This is a genomic window from Achromobacter sp. HNDS-1 (genome assembly GCF_040084795.1).
GTDB classification, from domain to species: Bacteria; Pseudomonadota; Gammaproteobacteria; order Burkholderiales; family Burkholderiaceae_B; genus Achromobacter; species Achromobacter ruhlandii.
In genome coordinates, this window is the sequence record NZ_CP157584.1 from 576783 (window position 1) to 597833 (window position 21051).

Here is a 21051-nt window from a genome sequence, read left to right on the forward strand (position 1 = left end):
CGAACACCATGACTACGCAGACCTCGCTTCCCCTGTTCTACGAACAACCCCGTCCGCTCGCCGCCGGCGTGCACGCCAACCTGTCGCTGGCCGGCAATACCGGCTTCGCCTACGCCGCCAAGACCAACGCCGTGCCGCTGGTGGCCACCGAGCTGCCGACCGCGTGCCGCCACTTCCCCATCGTCTTCACCGATGGCGAGCAGCCCACGCCAGTCGCCGTGCTGGGCGTGCGCGGCCAGGAAAACCTGTTCGTCGACGCGCAGGGCCAATGGCGCCCCGGCACCTACATCCCGGCCTACGTGCGCCGCTATCCCTTCATCTTCATGGAGAACGAAGACCGCAGCCAGTACACGCTGTGCGTCGACGAGAAGGCCGCCGCGGTGGTCGAGGGCCGTGACAACCCGTTCTTCGACGAGGCCGGCGAGCCGACCGCGCTGGCCCGCAGCGCCCTGGAATTCTGCCGCGACTACCAGAACCAGCACGCCTACACGCTGGAATTCGCGCGCGCCCTGGCCGACGCCGACCTGCTGATCGAGAACCGCGCCGACATCACCCTGGCCGACGGCCAGCGCCTGGCCATGTCCGGCTTCAAGGTGATCGACGAAGCCAAGTTCAACAAGCTGCCGGAAGCGGAATTCCTGCGCTGGCGCGCCAATGGCTGGCTGCCGCTGGTCTATTGCCACCTGCTGTCGATCAACACCTGGCCCAGCCTGATCGATCAGGTGCAGCCTGTCGCCGCGACCGAGGAAGCCGCCGCCGAGGCGTGATCTTCTGGAACGCTCAAGGGCCGGCGCACGCGCCAGCCCGCGCCCCACGGCCCCGCCGGCCTCGCCGGTCGGGGCCGTGCGCGTTATGACGCTTGCCCGGTCGCGCGCGCCAGGAAGGCCAGCACCGCGCGATAGGACCCCTCATTGCCGGCCGCGTTGGCCGGCGGCGTGCCGCCCGCGTCCAGCAACAGGCCGGACATGGCGTGCGGCTTGCTGATCAGCGTGGCCGGCAGACACGGATAGTGCACATGATGCCCGGCCCCCTTGCAGACGTAATGCGACGTGGGCAGCCCGTGCGCCTCGCGCTGGCGCATGACGATCTCGGAATACGCGGTGCTGGGCCAGAAGCCGTCGTCCGACGCGCTCACCAGCAGCACCGGGCCCGGATAGCGTTCCACCGGGATGCGGGCGCGTTCGAACGCGGCGGCATCGCGGCTGGCGCTCAGGAACGCATGGGTCTGCCGGTACGGCGGATCCGAGGCGTAGGCCGCCTCCCAATCGGCGCTGGGGTTGTCCTGCCACAGGTGCGGCAAGGGCTCGCCGCCCTTGCGCCATACCTGCGCATTGCGTCCCGTGCCGGGCTCGCCCGCGCTGACCACGCCGTGCGTCACCGGCGACGGCACGTAGGCCACCACCGCGCTCACCAGGTCGGGATAGTGCGACGCCACCAGCAAGGAGGTCTCGCCGCCGCGGCTGATGCCGGACAGCGCCACGAAGCCGTCGCGCGGCTTGAGTTCGGCGCGGGCCCAGCGCAGCGCGTGCTCGAAGTACTCCAGCGGCATGTCGTTCAGGTACTTGGGCCGGCCGTCGTAGTTGAAGATGGCCAGCGCCAGGCACTGGTAGCCGCGGGCCGCGAACAGCGCCGCGCGCGGCGCGTTGACGCCGCCGGACGAGCCGTTCATGTAGATCACCAGCGGGTGCGGGCCGGGGCCGGCGGGCGTGTAGAGCTCGCCCGACAGCGTCATGCCGCCGACCTGCTCGCGCACCGCGCGGTGCGTGACGCCTTCGGCCACGAAGGTCTGCACCAGCCGCGCGGTGGCCTCACGCTGGCCGTCGGTGGCGTGCAGGTCGATCACCAGCGGCTCGGTGCGATCGGGCGGGAACACCACCCGGTCCATCTCCTCGCAGGTCATCGACCACACCAGTCCCATGGCGGACGGCTCGGCATAGCTGCCGGACACCGGGCAATCGCGCGCCAGATCCAGGCTGCCGTCGTGGCCGGCCATGAACACCGCCTGCGAACGCCACGGCACGCCGCTCATCGACATGCGGGCCGTGACGGTGACGAAGGCGTAGGCGGGAAAGCCGTCGATGCGGATCTCGCGCGGCACGTCGATCAGCGCGGATTCGGGGCTTACGGTGATGCGGGCTTGTTCGGTCATGGCGCGTCCTCAGCCTTTCAGGTCGGTCTTGGGCACGTTGTTGGCGCGGATCACGCCCGCCCACAGGGCGGACTCTTCGGCAATGACCCGGTCCAGGTCGGCCGACGAGGTGAACTCCACGGTCACCCCCTGCTCGGCGAACTGCTTGACCAGGCTGGGGTCGCGCGTGCCTTCGCGCACCGCGTTCTCCAGCGTCGCGGCGACCGCCGCCGGCATTGCCGCCGGCCCCGAGATCATCATGCGGGTGTAGAGCTCGAAGCCATCGACGCCAGCCTCTTTCATGGTCGGCACGTCGGGCAGGCTCGACAGGCGCTGGTCGGCCGTCACCGCCAGCACCTGCAGCTTGCCGGACTGGATGTTGGGCAGCGCCGAGGTCGGGAAATCGAAGGTGCTCTGCACCGTGCCGGCCATCAGGTCCAGCAGCGCCGGGCCGCTGCCCTTGTAGGGCACGTCCTGGAACTGCGTGCCGGTCTTGGACTGGAAGTGCAGCAGCGCCAGGTGGTTGATGACGCCGCGCCCGGCATGGGCGCAGGTGATGTCGCCCGGCTTCTTCTTGGCCAGCGCGATGAATTCCTGCACGTTCTTGACGCCCAGCGCCGGATGCACGATCAGCAGCATCGGCGACTTGCCCATCGACCCCAGCTGCTTGAAGTCCGACTGCTGGTACGGCAGGTTGTTGTAGAGCAAGGGGTTCAGGATCATGCCGTTGGTGCCGGCAAAGCCCAGCGTGTAGCCGTCCGGCTCGGCCCGCGCCACCGCCACGGTGGCGATGATGGCCTGGCCGCCCGGCCGGTTCTCGACCACCACGCTGCCCTTGAGGATCTTGCCCATGCGCTCGGCCAGCGCGCGGGCGGCGATGTCGGTCAGGCCGCCGGGCGCGAAGCCGACCAGCAGGCGCACGGGGCGGGTGGGGAAATTGGCCTGGGCCTGGGCAAGCGCCAGGCGAGGCAGCAACGGCAGCGCGGCAAGCGCGCCCAGGGCGTGGCGGCGGGTGAACGGCATAAGGCTCTCTCCAGACAGGCGCGCACGACGTCCGCGCGACAGGCGGCCGCGCGAGCCATGCGATGAACAAGGGGGAAGGAAGCACAGGCCGCCCGCCGAACGGCGGGGGGTCTCAATGACGGTATCTTGTATGCAATATGGCGCGGGGGCTATCTAGGGATATCCCGGTGCCGGGTTCGACCCAGCGCCGCGCGCCTGCGCGGCCCCGCGCAGGAGAGGCCCGCCTGGAACGGGAGCAAAGCCCGCCTCAGGGCTTGCTCATCAGCCGCTTCCAGCCTTCCAGCCCCAGCCGCTGCATCGTGTCGATGTTCTTCTCGTAAATCTCGGCGGCGTCGGGGAAGGACTCGACCGCGCGGTCGATGCTGTCTTCACGCAGCAGGTGCAGGATGGGATACGGCGAGCGGTTGGTGTAGTTCTCGATATCGTCCGGCTGGGTGTCGGCGAACTGGAACCCGGGGTGGAACGTGGCCACTTGCAGCTCGCCCACCAGACGCATGCGCTTGAGCAGGCGGTCCGACAGGTCCTCAAAGTCGTTGAACTCCAGGAAATCATCGAGCGCGTCGGGGATGATCAGCAGCGTGGTGTCGATCTTTTCCGGATCGGCCTCGGCCAGCAGCGCCAGCTCGTCCTGCAGGTCGGTCAACACGCCTTCGGCATCGGTCGCATCGCTGACGGCAAAGCGGATCTGGTCCTTGACCTGGACCGCCTTGGCGAACGGACAGAGATTCAGGCCGATCACGGCCTGGGTGAGCCAATGGCGGGTTTCGGCAACCACGTTGGCGTAGGCGTCGGAAGTGGAAATCATGGCGGGTCATCCTGGCAAAACGCGAGTATAGGCGACCCGGTGGAAGGCCCCGCGACCGGGTTCACCCTGGGCCAACGCCCTGCCGCCGCGCCTGGGATACAATCGATCGCAATGGGAATGGAGCTTCCCAAAACCGCCGATCCCTCGGCTGATGGCTCCTGCTGACCGGGCAACATGCCCGCAGCGGGTGCCGTCCGGACAAAACCCGCCGCGGCGGGTTTCTTGTTTTTCGGGCCGCGACCTCGTCGCAGGCCGCCCGCGCCTTCAACCGGCGCGGCCCGTGGACAAGCCCCAGGCTGTTGCTCTCCATCGTTTCACCTGGAGAGAAATCTTGAATCTATTGCTGGTTTTCATCGGTGGCGGCCTCGGCTCGGCCGCCCGCTACGGCATGAGCCTGGCCGCGTTGCGCCTGGGCTGGATCGCCTTCCCCTACGCCACCCTGGCCACCAACGTGATCGGCTGCTTCGTCATGGGGCTGATCACCGAACTGCTGGCGCTGAAGTTCTCGGTGTCGCAGCCGACCCGGCTGTTCCTGACCACCGGCATTGTCGGCGGCTTCACCACCTTTTCGACCTTCGCGCTGGAGACCGCGCTGCATGTGGAACAGGGTCGCATCGGCACCGCGCTGCTGTACGCCGGCCTGTCGCTCGGGATGGGGCTGGCGGCGCTGTTCGCGGCGATGGCGCTGGTGCGGACGCTGTGACGGCGGCGGCCGGGGCGCCCTTGACGGTCGCGCTCACCGTCCACCTTTCGTCCGACATCGCCGGCGCCTGTGGCGCCGCGAGACGGGGCTGTGCTAGCGTGGCGCCACGCCCCCCCACGAGAGAACCGGATGGCCATCGCGCTCACCTATTTCGCCGACCACCTGTCCGACGAAGCGCTGGCGGCGCTGCTACGGCGACGCGAAGACTTCTACATCGAGAACATCGATGCCATGAATAGCCTGACGGCGCGCATGCAGGCGTTGCTGGCCGACGACGGCTTGCACAGCGTCGTGCGGCTCGCCCCCCAAAATGAATCTCCCGGCACGCTGCTCACCCTCGTGTTCGTGGAAGCCGCGTTCGTGCTTGTCTCGCTGCGGCTGTTGCTGCGGCGGCTTGCCCACCGTCTTTCAGGCCGCCCGCGCGCGAACGTGATCCTGCGCGTGACCTCCAACGCTTCGCTCCACGTGGTCTTCCGCCCCTCGGCGCGCGGCGCCGCCGCGACGCCATGAAAAAAGCCCGGCCAGGCCGGGCTTTCTTTCCTGCGCCAACGCCGATCAGGCCGCCGGCATCGCCGCCATGGTCTGCGCGACCGCGGCGGTCAGCTTCTTCCCGTAGGGCACGTGCAGGAATTCATTCGGGCCGTGGGCGTTGGACTTGGGGCCCAGCACGCCGCACACCATGAACTGGGCCTTGGGGAAGCCCTTCTGCAGCATGCTCATCAGCGGAATGGTGCCGCCCTGGCCGATGTAGCCGCAGGGCGCGCCATAGTACTGCTGCGAGGCGGCATCCAGCGCCTGGGTCAGCCACGGCGCCGAGGCCGGCGCGTTCCAGCCGGTGGCGGCGCCTTCGTTGGCCTTGAAGAGGACCTTGGCGTTGTAGGGCGCGTCGGCTTCCAGCAGGGCCTTGATTTCCTCCGAGGCGGCGACGGCGTCGACCAGCGGCGGCAGGCGCAGCGACAGCTTGAAGGCGGTGCGCGGGCGCAGCACGTTGCCGGCGCTGGACAGCGGCGGCAGGCCTTCGGCGCCGGTCACCGACAGTGTCGGGCGCCAGGTGCGGTTCAACAGGGCCTGTTCCGGCTCGGTGGTCATGGGCAGCACGAAGCCGCCGTCGGCGCCGCAGCTCCAGGGGAAGCGGCGCCACACTTCGTCGCCCAGGATGCGGGCGGTGGCGTGCACCTGTTCGATGCGGTCGGCGGGAATTTCGCAGTGCAGGCTCTGCGGCAGCAGGCGGCCGGTGGCGCTGTCTTCCAGGCGGTCCAGCAGGTGGCGCAGGATGCGGAACGACGACGGCACCACGCCGCTGGAGTCGCCCGAGTGCACGCCTTCGTCCAGCACCTGCACTTCCAGCGTGCCTGACACCATGCCGCGCAGCGAGGTGGTCATCCACAGCTGGTCGTAGTTGCCGGCGCCCGAATCCAGGCACACCACCAGGGCCACGTTGCCCAGGCGGTCGCGCAGCGCGTCGACGTATGGCAGCAGGTCGTAGCTGCCGGATTCCTCACAGGTCTCGACGATGCCGACGCAGCGCGGGCGCGGGATGCCCTGCTTGTCCAGCGCCATGATGGCGGTGAGCGAGGCGTAAACCGCGTAGCCATCGTCGGCGCCGCCACGGCCGTAGAGCTTGCCGTCTTCGTACTTGGGGGTCCAGGGGCCGAGGCCGGCGCGCCAGCCCGAGAATTCCGGCTGCTTGTCCAGGTGGCCGTACAGCAGCACGGTGTCGCCGTTGTCGCTGCGGGTGGCGGGCGCGTCAAAGAAGATCACCGGCGTGCGGCCGGGCAGGCGCACCACTTCCAGCTTCAGGCCCGAGACCTTCTGGGCTTCGACCCACTGCGCCGCGTCGCGCACCACGCGCTCGATGAACGCGTTCTTTTCCCAGTCGGCGTCGAACGCCGGGCTCTTGGCCGGGATGGCGATGTAGTCGGTCAGCGCGGGGATGATCTCGTTGTCCCACTTGTCGTCCACAAAAGCCTGCAGAGCCTTCGGATCGAGGGTAGGAGGAAGTGCGTCGTCGGGGATGCGTGCGTTCATGGCGCGGGATCCTGTGGTCGGGAAGCGGAATAATCCGCCATTTTATGCCTGCCGGGCGCCGCCGGCATCTTTTGTCCCTGTTTGCCGCGCGGCGCCGGAAAAACAGTGCCGGCTGGCGCCGCCCTTCGCCCCTAGCGCGCCGCGTAGGCCTCGATCCGGCTCCACACCTGGCGCGCCAGCGGCTTGGCGTTATCCACCGACTGGTACAGCCGGATCTCCATGTGGATGTCGTTGCGCGCGCTGTCGGCGCGCACCAGGGCGCCGGCGCGCAGGTCGGATTCGACCAGCGTGTGGGGCAGCCACGCCAGGCCGAAGCCCTGCCGCGCCATGGCATGCAGCGCGTCCGCCAGGTCGGATTCATACATGGCCTGCAACCGCGCCGGCACGCACAGGCCGCGCAGGCGATCGCGCAGGATGCGGCCCAGCGACATGCTGTCGGCGTAGGCCAGGAACGGCACGGCCGGATCCGAGGCCAGCTTGGGCACGGCATGGCGCGGATGGCGGCTGCCCGGCGCCAGCGGCGCGCTGACCGCCACCAGCTTGTCGGCGCCGACCCGGCGAAAGCGGTAGTTGGGGTTGTCGATCTGCGCGTACAGCGGCTCGTGCGCGTGGCACAGCAGGAAATCGACCTCGCCGTCGGCCAGCATGTCGATGCCAAAGTTGAGCGTGGTGGTGACCACCTTCAGCTGGAACGGCTGCATGCCCTGCTGCACCCTGGCCATCAGCCCCGGCAGCACCGAATGCGCCAGCGTCTTGCCGGAGGCGATGGCGATGCGGCGGACACGCTCCTGTTCCGGCTTCTGCAGGCCCTGGCGCGTCTCGCGCAGGATGTCCAGCACGTCGATGGCGGCCGCCAGCATGCTGCGCCCGGCCGCGTTCAGCGCCGACACCTGGTGGCCGCGCTCGACCAGCGGCACGCCGGCCCAGTCCTCCAGCGCCTTGATGCGGCGCCCGAAGGCCGGATGCGTGACATTGCGCGCCTCGGCCGCCTGGAACAGGTTGCGCGCCTTTGACAGCGCCACGAAGTCCTCCAGCCACTTGATATCCATCCGTCTCCCCTCTTTTTGTGTGGCTGTGCCGGATCGGCACAGGCCCTGCGCATTTTGCACAAACCCCGCGCTTGTTACAACTAGTATTACGGCGTCTTCTGGAGATGCCGATGTCCCACGCCCCCGTCCTGCTGAAATCCCTGCGCAGCCACTTCCTGGGCGGCCGCGAGGTCGCGGCCAGCGGACTGCCGGTGCTGCGCAAGCAAGTGGTGGGCAACGGCGCCGCGCGCGCCATCGACATGAACGGCAGCTACTGCGCCGGCCAGTTGTACGTGCAGGAATACCGCCTGGCCGAGCCGCGCCACCCGCATCCGGTGCTGCTGTGGCACGGCGGCGGCATGACCGGCGCGCAATGGGAGAGCACCCCCGACGGCCGCCAGGGCTGGCTCTGGCGGCTGCTGCAATCCGGCTATGACGTGTTCGTGGCCGATGCGCCCGAGCGCGGCCGCGCCTCGTGGGCGATGTACCCGCAGATCTACGACGCGGCGCCCATATTCCGTTCCAAGGAAGAGGCCTGGCACCTGTTCCGCGTCGGCCCGGCCGGCGGCTACGCGCCCGCCGGTCAGCCGCGCCGCGTCCATGCGGCGCAGCAATTCCCCACCGAGGCCTTCGACACCTTCGCCAAGCAGTTCGTGCCGCGCTGGCTGGCGCATGACGCCATGGCGCTGGATGCCTATCGCGAACTGCTGGACCTGGCCGGCCCCTGCATCGTCATCGGCCACAGCCAGGGCGGGGGCTACGCCACGCAACTGGCGCGCGAATGCCCCGGCCCGATCCGCGCGGTGGTGGCGGTGGAACCGACCGGCACGCCCGAACACGTCGACGGCCCCCTGCCCCCGCACCTGCTGGTATGGGGCGACCACTTCGACCCGCACGACACCTGGCAACGCTACCGCGCCCAGACCGACGCCTACTGGGACGCCCTGCGGCGGGCCGGCAGGCGCGCCGACGTGCTGGACCTGCCCGCCGCCGGCATCGGCGGCAATTCCCACTTCTGCATGCTGGACCGCAACAGCGACCGCATCGCCGAACTCATCGTCGACTGGCTCAACGGCCTCGACTAACCTTCGCCTGGAGACACCATGAAACTGACCAAAACCGCAATCGCCGTGGCGTTGCTGAGCGGCGCCTCGCTGATCGCGGGCGCGGCCTCGGCGCAGCAGGCCGACTACCCCAACAAACCCGTGCGCCTGATCGTGCCGTTCGCCCCCGGCGGCACCGCCGACATCATCGGCCGCGTGTTCGCCGCGCAGTTGGGCACCGAACTGGGCGCCACCGTGGTGGTCGAGAACAAGGCCGGCGCGGGCGGCTCGATCGGCACGCGCTTCGTGGCCGATTCGGCGCCGGACGGCTACATCCTGCTGCTGGCCTCGTCCAGCACCCACGGCACCAACCCGGCGGTGTACAAGAACCTGACCTACGACGCGGCGCAGGACTTCACCGCCATCACGCAGCTGGTGACCGTTCCCGGCGTGCTGAGCGTGACCAAGGACTTCCCCGCCGCCGACCTGAACGGCCTGATCGCCGCCGCCAAGGCCAACCCGGACAAGTACACCTACGCCTCGTCGGGCGCCGGCGGCCTGGGCAACCTGGCGATGGAACTGATGAAGTCGATGACGGGCGCCAAGCTCATGCACATCGCCTATCGCGGCGCCGGCCCGGCCTTCACCGACGTCATCAGCGGCCAGGTGTCGATGATCTGGGAGCCGGTGCCTGCCTCGCTGCCGTACATCAAGGGCGGCCAGATCCGCCCCATCGCCATCGCCGCCGACACCCGTTCGCCCGAACTGCCCGACACGCCGACCTTCAAGGAAGCCGGCCTGCCGCGCTACGAGGCCAACGCCTGGAACGGCCTGCTGGCGCCCAAGGGCCTGCCGGCGGACGTGACGCAGAAGCTGCACGACGCCTCGGTCAAGGCGCTCAACAACCCCGAGGTCAAGGCCAAGCTGGCCAGCCTGGGCGGCACGGTAGTGGCCGGCACGTCGGAAGCATTCAAGAACGTGATCGCCAGCGACGTGAAGAAGTGGAAAAACGTGGCGGCCGACGCCAAGATCCAGCTGGATCAGTAAGGCTGTCAGGCCCCAGCGGTCTCGCGCCCGCCCCGCCGCGCTACAGGCGGCCGAGCGGGCGCGGTCCCTGCGCTTACTTGAACCGCGTCAGGTGGATCAGCATCGTCCGATCTGAATTGGCGCGCAGCAAGTCGGTCAGGCCCTGGGCGTAGTCAGGCATGGTCAGGTTGTGGAATGCCGTGCTGCCGCCGCCAACGCGCATTTCGAAATTGGCGGTCGTGTCGCCCACCTGCAGGGTGGGAACGCCTACGTCGCCGCCCGTTCGCCGCGGCACGATCGCGGCAATGATCGCATCCTGGCCGACCCTGGCCACCGAGCATTCCGTACTGACCGTCGGATTGAGCAGCAGGCCGCCCAGGCCCTCCTGATCCTGTTGGTCGAGCTTCTTTGGATCGATGATGAGGATCGCGGTGTTGAACATGCGAGCCGACAATATCTGCTCCGAGGGCGCGGTCAGCTCTCCCTGCCGTTCCGCGGCGACCGCAAAGCAGCCCCGGGCGGGATTGTGGGTGAGTGATTGGACCACCCGCTCGAGGCGAGCGGGATCCTCGAGATCCTGCGCCGAAATACGCACCAGGTTGTTGCAGACCACCTGGCTGCTCGACTCGTCGGCACTGACGATGGCGCGCGAGCCCAACTCGCTGCCAGGCTGCAACCCCTCCTCGATACGACGGCTCACCGCGTAAAAGGTCGGCACGGGGAACGCCGAGGTGGATGGCGCCACCGTGCCGCCCACGGGAATCTGGATATCCCCTTCCGTCCGCATATTGTCCAAGGCCTGCCGGGGATCCCGCACCGGCGGTGGCACATTCGGCGCCTCGGCCTTCAACTGGCCAATCATTTCCATCAACGCGGCATTGGCCTGGAGCGTCATCTGATGACGGTCGGCCATGGCGGAAACGTCGTCGCGCACTTCCTGCAGATGGCTGCGCAGCCGGGTCGCATCCTCGACCGAAGGCGTATGACCATGCCGGACCAGCGCCAAGGCGTCGTGCAGGCGCTCGTTGACGCGATTGAGCTGTTCGCCGTGGACCTGCTCTTCTTCGCTCAACGCTCCCACCAGGGACAGGCACTCGTGGACCAATCGCTGCTGCCGCAGGATTTCGTCGGCGCCCTTGGCGACCGCCTCGCCATTCCTGGCATCGGGCTGGAACGCCGTGGGGTATTGCGCCTCAAGATTGGTCCGGTGTTCCTGCTTCGAAGCGGCGATGCCGTCAAGCAGTTGGGCCAGCCGGGAGTAATTGTTGGCCGTCTTGATATGGTCTTCCTGCAAATCGCTAACTTCATGCTGCAGATAATTCGCGCCTGACCGCAAGGCCGCAATGTCGTTCATGGGACTCCTCCGCGCATCGTTGTCCACGGGCAGGGAGCTGCCCGCATCCCGGTGAGTAACGAAGCAGCCGGCGAGGTTCCCTCGCCCGGTGCATGGCGGCCAAGCGTCAGGCCGGCGCGAAGTTGCCGGGGAACGTGACAGTCAAGCCCACGCCGCGCCCGTTCAGGCCTGGCGCGAACGCCACGACCGCGCCATGGCGCGCGGCGATCTGCGCCACCAGCGACAGCCCGATGCCGCTGCCGCCGCCATTGGCGCCCGGGGCGCGGTAGAAGCGGTCGAACACCCGCGCGCGTTCGGCCGGCGCGATGCCGGGGCCATCGTCGGCCACCCGCAGCCAGGCTCCGCCGCCCTCGCCCGGCCCACACGCCACGGCGATCTGCCCGCCCTCGGGGGTGTAGCGCAGGGCGTTGTCGAGCAGGTTGCGCACCAGCACCCCCAGCGTGTCCATGTCGCCGCGCGCGCCGCAGGCCTGCACGTCCAGCTGGATGCGCTGGCGCTTGCGCGCCGCGGCCGCTTCGCAATCGCGCACCAGCAGCACCACCAGCGTATCCAGCGCCACCGGTCCGAAATCCGCGCCGGATTCGCTGGCCGCGTCCATGCGCGCCTGGTCCAGCAATTGCTCGGCCAGGCGGGCGGTGCGCTGCGCCACCGCGCGCAGTGGCAGGGCGGCGTCGGCGGCCGGCGTGCCGGCGATGCGTTGCAACAGCACTTCGGTCTGGGCGCTGAGCGCCGCCAGCGGCGTGCGCAGTTCGTGCGCGGCGTCGGCCAGGAAGCGGCGCTCGTGGTCCATGGCAGCCTGCAGGCGCAGCAACAGGGCGTTGATGGATTGCACGTAGGGATGCAGTTCTCCCGGCAGGCGGTCCAGCGGCAGGGGCGCCAGATCGAACGGCGCGCGCCGCAGGATCGCCTCGCCGGCCTGGTTGACCGGCCGGAAGGCCTGGCGCACCACGATCCAGGTGGCCGCCGCCAGCAGCAGGAACAAGGCGGTAACGATGACCAGGCCGCGCTTGAACGCGGCCACCGTCTCGGCCCGCAGCACGCTGTCGGCGCGGGCCAGTTGCACCTGCACCTGGCCCGAGGCGTCGCTGAGCGAATACACGCGCCAGCTCTCGCCATGGATCACGCTGTCGCGGAAACCATCGTCGAAATGCGGATTGAGCGGCTGGGCCGGCGATTCCGGCGAGCGCAGCGCCAGGCGCCGGTCCGCCAGCGACCAGATCTGCACCGTGGTCCGCTCGCCACGGAAATGGCTGGACGGCGGCAACTTGAAACGTTCGTCCGGCCGCTCATCGAGCAGGCCGCGCCGCAGCGACAGGATGGTCTGGTTGGCCGAGTCGACCAAGGTCTGGTCGCGGATGCCGGTGCGCGCCTCGTTCATGGCGTACTGCTGGCACAGGAACACCGCGGCCCAGGTCAACAACAAGGTCAGCAGCAGCGTGACGGTCAGGCGCTTGCGCAGCGTCTTCATGGCGCGTCCCCCGCGGCAATGCGATAGCCCAGCCCGTGCACGGTGGCGACCAGGTCCTCGCCGAGCTTGCGCCGCAATTGGTGCACGTAGACCGCCACGGTATTGCTTTCGATGGTGCCGCTGCCGCCGTAGACGGCGGATTCCAGCTGCTCGCGGCTGACGGTCTGGCCGGCGCGCTCCATCAGCGCCAGCAGGGTGCGGTATTCGCTGGCGCTGAGCGTCACCTCGGCGCCCGCGCGGGTCACCACCCGCCGCGCCGGGTCCAGCGACACGTCGCGGCAGCGCAGGACCGAGACCACCGAATTGCTGCTGCGGCGCACGACGGCGCGCAGCCGGGCCAGCAGTTCGTCCAGCTGGAACGGCTTGACGATATAGTCATCGGCGCCCGCATCCAGCCCCTGCACCCGCTCGCTCAGGCGGTCGCGCGCGGTGATGATGAGGACCGGCGTGGCGTCATAGCGTCCACGCAGATGCTTGAGCACGGCCAGGCCGCTGCCGCCAGGCAGCCCCAGGTCGAGCAGCACGGCGCCATAGCCGTGGTCGACCAGCGCCAGCCGGGCCTCGGGCACGTCGCGCACCCAGTCCACGCGCATGCCCGCCTGCGCCATGCTGGCGCGCAAGGCGTCGCCCAGCATCGCATCGTCTTCCACCAGCAGAACTTGCAAGAACGCTCCCTGACTCTCCATGGCGCCGCATTGTGCCGTCCTGGATTTAAAGAATTTTTAAAAGCCGGCTCCGACAATGGCGCCTTGTCGCGCTCCGGCCGCCGCCGGGCGCCTGTCCACGAGAAAGGAAAGTTCCCGCAATGAAGCTGGCTATGTTAGCAACTGGCGCCGCCACGGCCGCCGCCCTGGCCTGTGCCGCCGCCCCGGCCCAGGCCGATCAACCTGGCACCAATTTCATCGGGTTGAGCGTCGGCTATGTGCCGGTCTACGAAGGCTCGCGCGAATACCGCGCCCTGCCGGTGCCGTTGGTCAACTACCACTCGGGCAATTTCTTCATCTCGCCACGCGCCGGCCTGCCTGCGATGGGCCTGCAGACCGCACTGGCGCCCGACTGGAAGGCGGGCGTGTTCGTCGGCATGGGCCTGGGCCGCGATTCCAGCGACGCCGACCGCACCAAGGGCCTGGACGACATCGATTTCCACGGCACCTACGGCGCCTTCGTCGAATGGGCGCCCGGCCCCCTCTCCCTGGGAGCCGCCTACCGCCAGGCCGCGCGCAGCGGCTACGGCGGCACGCTCGAACTGCGCGCCACCTACGCCGCCTGGCAGGAAGGCGCCCATCGCGTCAATATCGGCGCCAGCACGCAGTGGGCCAGCCACGACGCCATGCAGACCTGGTACGGCGTCACCTCCTCGCAGGCCGCCAGCAGCCGCGCCGGGCTGTCGACCTACTCGCCAGGGTCCGGCTTCAAGTCGGCGGCGCTGTTCGCCACCTGGTCGTACCGCATCAACCCCGGCTGGAGCACGATCACCACGCTGGGCGTGAACACGCTGCTGGGCGACGCACGCGACAGCCCGCTGACCGAGCGCCGCACCAATATGTTCGGCAGCGTCGGCGTGGTCTACGCCTTCTGAGCGGCCCCGGCCGCGCCTTCCCAGGAAACCCGCGCCATGAAACCGCTGCCCAGGATGGAAGTGTTCGCCAAGGTCACCAGCGTCGGGGCTTTCGGCCGCGCCGCCGCGGCGCTGGGCATTCCACTGACACCGCTGCCGCGCCAGGTGGCCACGGCGGGCCGCGACGCCGGGCCGCTGCGCGTGGACCTGCCCGACGCCCGCACCCGGCAGGCGCTGGCGCCCCTGCTGGCGGCCTTCGCGGCGTGCCATCCCGGCCTGCGGTTCCAATTGCGCGTGACGCGGGCCGCGCCCGCGGCGCCGGATCGCCCCGATCTGACGATCCGGCTGGAACCGCCCACCGACCCGTCCTGGCTGGCGCATCGCCTGGGCACCCTGCGCGCCGGGCTCTATGCCGCCCCCGACTACCTGGCGCGGCGGCCCGCCCCCGAACACCCGGCGGACCTGGCGGCGCACGACTGCATCGGCGTGCATGCCGACGACCACGGCGCGCCCGCGCGCTGGCAACTGCGGCGCGGCCAGGACCGCGCCATCGTCATGACGCGCGAACGTTATTGCGTGGAGGATCCCGAGATGGCGCGGCAGCTGGCCGCGCGCGGCGCCGGCATCGCGCCGCTGCGCGACGGCGCGCCGGGGCTGGTGGCGGTGCTGCCGGATTGGGAGCTGGAACCGGTGGCGTTGTATGCGTTGACCAGCGCGCCCCGGCTGCCGGCGCGCACCCGCGCCTTGATCGCGCACCTGACGCGGGCGCTGGCGGACTGACCGCAACGGCGGCGCGGCGCCACCTCATCAACAAGGCGCGGCACGCACCGGCGTCCCGCGCCCCGAAGCACGGCGATTCAGGCGGCCATTCAGGCGCCAAGCAGCGCCGGCTCGGCGCCGTGGCCCAGGGCCGGCGCCTCGGCATCGATCACGCGGCCGGTCTGCAGCTTGAACACCGCCACCGCGTCACGCAGGCGTTGCGCCTGGGTTTCCAGCGACGCCGCCGATGCCGCCGCCTGCTCGACCAGCGCGGCGTTCTGCTGCGTCACGCTGTCCATCTGCGACACCGCCTGGTTGACCTGCTGGATGCCCTGCGACTGCTCTTCCGAGGCGCTGGAGATCTCGTTGATGATGTCGGTCACGCGGCGCACCGACGCCACGATCTCCTGCATGGTGGCGCCGGCCGCTTCGACCTGGTCGGAACCGATCGAAACCTTCTGCACCGAATCGTCGATCAGGCCCTTGATCTCCTTGGCGGCCTGGCCGCTGCGCTGCGCCAGCGCGCGCACTTCGCTGGCCACCACCGCGAAACCCTTGCCCTGCTCGCCGGCGCGGGCCGCTTCCACCGCGGCATTGAGCGCCAGGATGTTGGTCTGGAAGGCGATGCCGTCGATCACGCCGACAATGTCGGCGATGCGGTTGGAACTGTCGGCGATGGCGCGCATGGTGCCCACCACATCGCCCACCGCCTGGCCGCCGCGCGTCGCCACGTCGGATGCCGCCGAGGCCAGTTGCGAGGCGCTGCGCGAGCTGTCGGCGTTGTTCTTCACGGTGGAGGACAACTCGTCCATGCTGGCGGCGGTTTCCTCCAGCGAGGCGGCCTGCTGCTCGGTGCGCGAAGACAGGTCAATGTTGCCGGCCGCGATCTCGCGCGAACCGGTGTGGATCTCTTCCACGCCCTGGCGCACGGCGGCCACGGTGCGCGCCAGGCTGTCCTGCATGCGCTTGACGGCTGCGTACAGCACGCCGATTTCGTTGTTGCCGCGCTGCTCGATGCGGTTGGTCAGGTCGCCGCCGGCGATGCGGTCAAACAGGCGGCCGGCCTCGTGCAGCGGCCGGAACACCGAACGCGCGAACACCGCGTACAGGCCCACCACCAGCACCACCACCACCACCAGCAGGCCGATCAGGAAGGCGATGGCGCCGTTGATGCGGGCGTTGGCTTCGCGCGCCACGCGCTTGCCGATTTCGTCGGCAAAGTCCACGTACTTCTGGATTGCCTGGGTGAAGGCGATGCCCAGCGGCGTGACCTTTTCAAGGTTCAGGCGGCTGGCGTCATGCGCCTTGCCGGCGCGGATCGCGGCGATCATCGGCGTGATCGCATCGCGCTGATAGACCTCATAGGCAGCCAGCGCCTCGTCGAACAAGGGCTTGCCGACGGGCGAGGTCTCGGGATTCTGGCGCGCGCTCTGGATCAGGTCGGCGGCCTTCTTGGTGTAGCCGTCCAGGCGCTGCATGCTCGCCAGGCTGTCGATGCTCTTGCCTTCCAGCAAGGTGGTCTGGGCCGCCAGCAACACCAGGCGCGCCCGCAGCAGTTCGGAACCGGCATCGTCCACGGCGTTGGCCCGCACCAGGTTGGTGTCCAGCATCACCTCGATCGAGCTGCGGTTGGAGGTCAGCTGTTGGTAGACGGCGATGCCGGTGACCAGGAAAAGGGCGAAAAAAATACAGAGCGCGGTCGTCAGGACGGCGCGGATACTCAGATTCTTGAACATGGGGAGGGCCACTCGGGGGTTGCGGAGGGCAGCCTTGGGCGGCTGTCGGACTGTTTACGGCTTATTGCAATGAAAAGTTAAATATCTCATTGGGTTACATGGATGGCGCCCCGTAAGCCTGCCAACCGCCCATGAAAAAGCCCCACCGATACCGGTGGGGCTGTTGGCTGCCTCACTGCCTGCAACAGGCCGCCGCGGCGGCCGTCTTGCCTTATTTCAGCCAGGCGCGCGCGTTGCGGAAGATGCGCATCCAGGGACTGAACTGGCCGCCGCTGTCGGCGTTGCCCCACTTCTCGGGCGCCCACGACATCATGACGTTGCGGGTCACGCGTTCCGGGTGCGGCATCATCACGGTGAAGCGGCCGTCGGCGGTGGTGACGGAGGTCAGGCCGCCCGGGCTGCCGTTCGGGTTGAACGGATAGGCCTCGGTGGCATTGCCGCGGTTGTCGATGTAGCGCGCCGCCGCCAGCACACGGCCGGCGTCGCCCTGCTGCGAGAAGTCGGCGTAGCCTTCGCCGTGCGCCACCGCGACCGGGATGCGCGCGCCTTCCATGCCGGCAAAGAAGATCGACGGCGACTTGGCCAGCTCGACCATCGACAGGCGCGCCTCGTACTTCTCGGACAGGTTGCGGGTGAAGCGCGGCCAGTGCTCGGCGCCCGGGATCATCGGCGCCAGCGCGGCCATCATCTGGCAGCCGTTGCACACGCCCAGCGCGAAGGTGTCGGGGCGAGCGAAATACGCCGCGAACTGATCCGACAGCTTGCTGTTGAAGCGGATGGTGCGGGCCCAGCCCTCGCCGGCGCCCAGCACGTCGCCGTAGCTGAAGCCGCCCACGGCCACCAGGCCCTGCACCTGCGCCAGGTCGACACGGCCCGCCAGCAGGTCGGTCATGTGCACGTCGACCGCGTCAAAGCCGGCGGTGTCGAAGGCCCAGCCCATTTCCACCTGGCTGTTGCAGCCCTGCTCGCGCAGGATCGCCACGCGCGGGCGCTTGCCGCTGTTGATGAACGGCGCGGCCACGTCTTCCTGCGGGTCGAAGGCCACGTTCGGGCTCATGCCCGGGTCCTGCGTGTCGTTCCAGACGTCCAGCTCGGCCTGGGCGCAGGCCGGGTTGTCGCGGCGCGCCATGATGCGGTAGGAGACTTCGCTCCAGGCGCGGCCGAGGTCGGCGCGCGGCTGGCCCCAGACCTTCTTGCCGTCGCGGTAGAACTCGACCTCGTCGCCGCCGTTCAGGCCGCCGATGACGTGCGAGTGGGCCGACAGGCCGGCGCCGCGCAGCACCTGCATGACGGCGTCGCGCTGGGCGGCCGGCACCTGGATGACGGCGCCGGCTTCCTCGGCGAACAGCGCCTTGAGCGTCAGTTCGTCGCGCTGCACCGCCACCTGTTCCGGACGGATCTTGTAGTCGCCCCAATCGGCCGATTGCGGGTCGAAGGTCAGCATGTCCAGGTTGACCGAGATGCCGGTGCGGCCGGCGAAGGCCATTTCCACCAGCGTGGCGAACAGGCCGCCGTCGGAGCGGTCGTGGTAGGCCAGGATGGTGCCGGCTTCGGCCAGGGTGCGGATGGTGACGAAGAAGGCGCGCAGGGCTTCCGGCGAATCGATGTCCGGCACGGTTTCGCCGACCTGGTTGTAGGTCTGCGCCAGGATCGAGCCGCCCATGCGGTGCAGGCCGCGGCCCAGGTCGATCAGGATCAGCACGCTGTCGCCGGCGTCGGTGCGCAGTTGCGGCGTGAGGCTGGCGCGCACGTCGCCGACCGGCGCGAAGGCCGTGACGATCAGCGACACCGGCGCCACCACCTGGCGCTGCTCGCCGTCCTGTTCCCAGGAGGTCTTCATGGACAGCGAGTCCTTGCCCACCGGGATCGACAGGCCGGCGGCCTGGCACAGCTCGCTGACGGCCGACACGGTGTCGTACAGCGCGGCGTCCTGGCCGTCGACGCCGCAGGCGGCCATCCAGTTGGCGGACAGCTTGATGTCTTCCAGACGCGCCACGTCGGCGGCGGCCAGGTTGGTCAGGGCCTCGGCCACGGCCATGCGGCCGGAGGCCGGCGCGTTCAGCATGGCGATGGGCGTGCGTTCGCCCATGGCCATGGCTTCGCCGCGGAAGCCCTGGTAGTCAGCCAGGGTGACGGCGCAGTCGGCCACCGGCACCTGCCACGGGCCGACCATCTGGTCGCGGCTGGAGAGGCCGCCGACGGTGCGGTCGCCAATGGTGATGAGGAACGACTTGTTGGCCACCGTGGGGTGGCGCAGCACGCGGTAGGCCGCTTCGGTCAGGTCGATGCCGGCCAGGTCGAGCGGCTCGGACACGCCCGGCAGGCGGCGCACGTCGCGCGTCATGCGCGGCGGCTTGCCCAGGATGACGTCGATCGGCACGTCGACCGGACGCACCTCGGCCTCGCCCTGCGGACGGATGGTGTCCAGGCCGGGCAGGCCCTCGCCGTCGACCACGCGCAGCTGGCGTTCCTCGGTGGCCACGCCGACCACCGCGTAGGGGCAGCGTTCACGGCGCGCGATGGCGTCAAAGCGCTCCAGGTCCTTGGGCAGGATCGACAGGACGTAGCGTTCCTGCGATTCATTGCTCCAGATCTCGGCGGGCGACAGGCCGGATTCTTCCAGCGGCACGCGCTTCAGATCGAAGATGGCGCCGCGGCCGGCGTCGTTGACCAGTTCCGGGAAAGCGTTGGACAGGCCGCCCGCGCCAACGTCATGGATGGCGATGATGGGGTTGTTCTCGGCCTGCTGCCAGCAGCGGTCGATGACCTCCTGGGCGCGGCGTTCCAATTCGGGGTTGCCGCGCTGGACCGAGTCGAAATCCAGCTCGGCCGAGTTGCTGCCCATGCTGATGCTGGAGGCGGCGCCGCCGCCCATGCCGATGCGGAAACCCGGGCCGCCCAGCTGGATCAGCAGCGCGCCGGGGGGAATCACGTCCTTGTGCGTCAGGCCGGCGTCGATGCTGCCCAGGCCGCCCGCGATCATGATGGGCTTGTGGTAGCCCCAGCGGGTGCCGCCGGCGGTCTGCTCGAACGAACGGAAATAGCCCAGCAGGTTGGGACGGCCGAATTCGTTGTTGAAGGCGGCGCCGCCGATGGGGCCGTCGATCATGATGGACAGCGGCGAGGCGATGCGGTCCGGCAGGCCGTGGTGGTCGGCTTCCCAGGGCTGCGTGGCGTCGTCGAAGCGCAGGTGCGAGACGGTGAAACCAGTCAGGCCGGCCTTGGGCTTGGAGCCGCGGCCCGTGGCGCCTTCGTCGCGGATTTCGCCGCCCGCGCCGGTCGAGGCGCCGGGGAACGGCGCGATCGCGGTCGGGTGGTTGTGCGTCTCCACCTTCATCAGGGTGTGCACGGTGGTGTCGCGGCGGATGTACTTGGCGCCATCCACGCCCTCGCCCGTCACCCCGGGCACGCCGGCCTGGAAGCGCTGCGCCGGACCGCCGGCCATGATGGCGGCGTTGTCCGAGTAGGCCACCACGGTGCCTTCCGGCTGGGCCTTGTGGGTGGCGCGGATCATGCCGAACAGCGTGTTGGGCTGCTCCTGGCCGTCGATCACCCACTGGGCGTTGAAGATCTTGTGGCGGCAGTGTTCGCTGTTGGCCTGCGCGAACATCATCAGTTCGACGTCGGTGGGATCGCGGCCCAGGTCGCTGAACGACTTGGCCAGGTATTCGATCTCGTCATCGGACAGGGCCAGGCCCAGGGTGCTGTTGGCCTCGACCAGGGCGGCGGCGCCGCGCGCCTGCACGTCGACCGTGCGCATCGGCTTGCCGGCCAGCGGCTGGAACAGCGCCTGGCCGTCGAAGCTGGCGTCGACCACGGTTTCGGTCATGCGGTCGTGCAGGCAGTCGGCCGCGCGCGCCAGCATGTCGGCGTCGAACGTCTTGCTGCCCAGCAGGCCGCGTTCGGGCGTGATGACGTAGCGCACGCCGCGTTCGATGCGGTGCACGGCCGACAGGCCACAGTTGTGGGCGATGTCGGTAGCCTTGCTGGCCCACGGCGAGATCGTGCCCAGGCGCGGGATCACCAGCAGCGCAAGGCTCTTGGCCGGCGCCTCGCCGGTGGCGGGGGTGCCGTAGTCCAGCAATTGGGCCAGGTGCTGCTGCTGCTCGGCCGTCAGGGCGGCGTCGGTGCTGACGAAGTGCTCGTAGCGGGCGGAAATGTCGGCCACCGGCAGGCCGGCTTCCTTCAGTTGCGCCAGCAGGCGGTCACGACGAAAGGAGGACAGGACGGAGGAACCAGGCAGATGCTGAACAAGGGACACGATGCGGGCGCCGTATATAAGGAGGGAAGCAAAAGCAGGATTTTACCCCGCTTGGCGGGTTTTCCCGGACGGAAGCACGGCCCTGTCCCGATCCGGCCCGAATTCGTCCGGCTTTGGCCATTGTTACAAAA

At 69.2% G+C, this 21051-nt stretch carries 17 protein-coding genes and 1 riboswitch; of the genes, 7 read left to right on the forward strand and 10 right to left on the reverse strand.

Translation table 11 applies throughout. The features are described 5' to 3' along the window. Positions 1–8 precede the first annotated feature (8 nt). Positions 9–767, forward strand: a complete 759-nt coding sequence (locus ABFG95_RS02540; protein WP_054415748.1) for a SapC family protein — start codon at positions 9–11, stop codon at positions 765–767. Between the two features lie 83 nt (positions 768–850). On the opposite strand, the gene ABFG95_RS02545 is transcribed toward ABFG95_RS02540, so the two are convergent. The 3 genes from ABFG95_RS02545 to ABFG95_RS02555 all read right to left on the reverse strand — a co-directional run bounded on the left by ABFG95_RS02545 (position 851) and on the right by ABFG95_RS02555 (position 3956). After that, positions 851–2149, reverse strand: a complete 1299-nt coding sequence (locus tag ABFG95_RS02545; RefSeq protein ID WP_348995420.1) for an alpha/beta fold hydrolase — start codon at positions 2147–2149, stop codon at positions 851–853. Positions 2150–2158: 9 nt separating this feature from the next. Next, entirely contained in the window at positions 2159–3151 is a 993-nt protein-coding gene (locus ABFG95_RS02550) for a tripartite tricarboxylate transporter substrate binding protein (protein WP_068951340.1), read from the reverse strand. Between the two features lie 247 nt (positions 3152–3398). Continuing rightward, positions 3399–3956 carry a DUF1415 domain-containing protein gene (locus ABFG95_RS02555; protein WP_059271290.1) on the reverse strand — a complete coding sequence of 186 codons (558 nt, stop codon included), beginning with the start codon at positions 3954–3956 and terminating at the stop codon, positions 3399–3401. 104 nt (positions 3957–4060) lie between these two features. Continuing rightward, a riboswitch (Fluoride riboswitch) is annotated at positions 4061–4124 on the forward strand. A gap of 163 nt (positions 4125–4287) precedes the next feature. Between ABFG95_RS02555 and crcB the strand changes: the two genes are divergently transcribed. Beyond that, the gene (gene crcB / locus ABFG95_RS02560) at positions 4288–4659 is read left to right on the forward strand and encodes a fluoride efflux transporter CrcB (protein WP_175144457.1); all 372 of its coding nucleotides are present in this window, start codon (positions 4288–4290) and stop codon (positions 4657–4659) included. A 129-nt stretch (positions 4660–4788) separates the two neighbouring features. Continuing rightward, the gene (locus tag ABFG95_RS02565) at positions 4789–5169 is read left to right on the forward strand and encodes a hypothetical protein (RefSeq protein WP_175144456.1); all 381 of its coding nucleotides are present in this window, start codon (positions 4789–4791) and stop codon (positions 5167–5169) included. Between the two features lie 45 nt (positions 5170–5214). On the opposite strand, the gene ABFG95_RS02570 is transcribed toward ABFG95_RS02565, so the two are convergent. Both ABFG95_RS02570 and ABFG95_RS02575 read right to left on the reverse strand, forming a co-directional pair. Beyond that, positions 5215–6687, reverse strand: a complete 1473-nt coding sequence (locus ABFG95_RS02570; RefSeq protein ID WP_020928243.1) for a M20 family metallopeptidase — start codon at positions 6685–6687, stop codon at positions 5215–5217. A gap of 131 nt (positions 6688–6818) precedes the next feature. Next, complete coding sequence (locus ABFG95_RS02575) at positions 6819–7736, reverse strand: LysR substrate-binding domain-containing protein (protein WP_175144455.1); 918 nt, start codon at positions 7734–7736, stop codon at positions 6819–6821. Positions 7737–7846: 110 nt separating this feature from the next. Here ABFG95_RS02575 and ABFG95_RS02580 point away from each other — a divergent pair, with 110 nt between their 5' ends. Continuing rightward, complete coding sequence (locus ABFG95_RS02580) at positions 7847–8800, forward strand: alpha/beta fold hydrolase (RefSeq protein ID WP_278992649.1); 954 nt, start codon at positions 7847–7849, stop codon at positions 8798–8800. An 18-nt stretch (positions 8801–8818) separates the two neighbouring features. Beyond that, complete coding sequence (locus tag ABFG95_RS02585) at positions 8819–9805, forward strand: tripartite tricarboxylate transporter substrate binding protein (RefSeq protein WP_175144453.1); 987 nt, start codon at positions 8819–8821, stop codon at positions 9803–9805. A gap of 73 nt (positions 9806–9878) precedes the next feature. On the opposite strand, the gene ABFG95_RS02590 is transcribed toward ABFG95_RS02585, so the two are convergent. The 3 genes from ABFG95_RS02590 to ABFG95_RS02600 form a co-directional block, all read right to left on the reverse strand. Then, positions 9879–11138, reverse strand: coding sequence for a hypothetical protein (locus ABFG95_RS02590; protein ID WP_100503535.1), 1260 nt, complete (start codon positions 11136–11138; stop codon positions 9879–9881). A gap of 106 nt (positions 11139–11244) precedes the next feature. Further along, positions 11245–12606, reverse strand: a complete 1362-nt coding sequence (locus ABFG95_RS02595) for an ATP-binding protein (RefSeq protein ID WP_175144451.1) — start codon at positions 12604–12606, stop codon at positions 11245–11247. Next, on the reverse strand, positions 12603–13271 hold the full coding sequence (locus ABFG95_RS02600; protein WP_059271302.1) for a response regulator transcription factor: 669 nt from the start codon (positions 13269–13271) through the stop codon (positions 12603–12605). Before ABFG95_RS02600 ends, ABFG95_RS02595 begins: the two co-directional genes overlap by 4 nt. A 140-nt stretch (positions 13272–13411) precedes the next feature. On the opposite strand from ABFG95_RS02600, the gene ABFG95_RS02605 reads away from it, so the two are divergent. Both ABFG95_RS02605 and ABFG95_RS02610 read left to right on the forward strand, forming a co-directional pair. Beyond that, a complete protein-coding gene (locus ABFG95_RS02605; RefSeq protein ID WP_278992648.1) occupies positions 13412–14185 on the forward strand; it encodes a MipA/OmpV family protein in 774 nt (257 codons plus the stop codon). A gap of 36 nt (positions 14186–14221) precedes the next feature. Further along, positions 14222–14944 (forward strand): substrate binding domain-containing protein, encoded by a 723-nt coding sequence (locus ABFG95_RS02610; protein WP_278992647.1) that lies wholly within the window; start codon positions 14222–14224, stop codon positions 14942–14944. An 89-nt stretch (positions 14945–15033) separates the two neighbouring features. On the opposite strand, the gene ABFG95_RS02615 is transcribed toward ABFG95_RS02610, so the two are convergent. Both ABFG95_RS02615 and purL read right to left on the reverse strand, forming a co-directional pair. Further along, positions 15034–16659: a methyl-accepting chemotaxis protein gene (locus ABFG95_RS02615; protein WP_278992646.1), complete on the reverse strand. Its 1626-nt coding sequence runs from the start codon at positions 16657–16659 to the stop codon at positions 15034–15036. A gap of 211 nt (positions 16660–16870) precedes the next feature. After that, on the reverse strand, positions 16871–20920 hold the full coding sequence (gene purL / locus ABFG95_RS02620) for a phosphoribosylformylglycinamidine synthase (RefSeq protein ID WP_238909085.1): 4050 nt from the start codon (positions 20918–20920) through the stop codon (positions 16871–16873). Between the last annotated feature and the right edge of the window lie 131 nt (positions 20921–21051).

Coding starts and splice junctions, on each gene's coding strand:
- ABFG95_RS02540 (WP_054415748.1), top strand. CDS start 9: ATGACTACGCAGACCTCGCTTCCCCTGTTCTACGAACAACCCCGTCCG.
- ABFG95_RS02545 (WP_348995420.1), bottom strand. CDS start 2,149: ATGACCGAACAAGCCCGCATCACCGTAAGCCCCGAATCCGCGCTGATC.
- ABFG95_RS02550 (WP_068951340.1), bottom strand. CDS start 3,151: ATGCCGTTCACCCGCCGCCACGCCCTGGGCGCGCTTGCCGCGCTGCCG.
- ABFG95_RS02555 (WP_059271290.1), bottom strand. CDS start 3,956: ATGATTTCCACTTCCGACGCCTACGCCAACGTGGTTGCCGAAACCCGC.
- ABFG95_RS02565 (WP_175144456.1), top strand. CDS start 4,789: ATGGCCATCGCGCTCACCTATTTCGCCGACCACCTGTCCGACGAAGCG.
- ABFG95_RS02570 (WP_020928243.1), bottom strand. CDS start 6,687: ATGAACGCACGCATCCCCGACGACGCACTTCCTCCTACCCTCGATCCG.
- ABFG95_RS02575 (WP_175144455.1), bottom strand. CDS start 7,736: ATGGATATCAAGTGGCTGGAGGACTTCGTGGCGCTGTCAAAGGCGCGC.
- ABFG95_RS02580 (WP_278992649.1), top strand. CDS start 7,847: ATGTCCCACGCCCCCGTCCTGCTGAAATCCCTGCGCAGCCACTTCCTG.
- ABFG95_RS02585 (WP_175144453.1), top strand. CDS start 8,819: ATGAAACTGACCAAAACCGCAATCGCCGTGGCGTTGCTGAGCGGCGCC.
- ABFG95_RS02590 (WP_100503535.1), bottom strand. CDS start 11,138: ATGAACGACATTGCGGCCTTGCGGTCAGGCGCGAATTATCTGCAGCAT.
- ABFG95_RS02595 (WP_175144451.1), bottom strand. CDS start 12,606: ATGAAGACGCTGCGCAAGCGCCTGACCGTCACGCTGCTGCTGACCTTG.
- ABFG95_RS02605 (WP_278992648.1), top strand. CDS start 13,412: ATGAAGCTGGCTATGTTAGCAACTGGCGCCGCCACGGCCGCCGCCCTG.
- ABFG95_RS02610 (WP_278992647.1), top strand. CDS start 14,222: ATGAAACCGCTGCCCAGGATGGAAGTGTTCGCCAAGGTCACCAGCGTC.
- ABFG95_RS02615 (WP_278992646.1), bottom strand. CDS start 16,659: ATGTTCAAGAATCTGAGTATCCGCGCCGTCCTGACGACCGCGCTCTGT.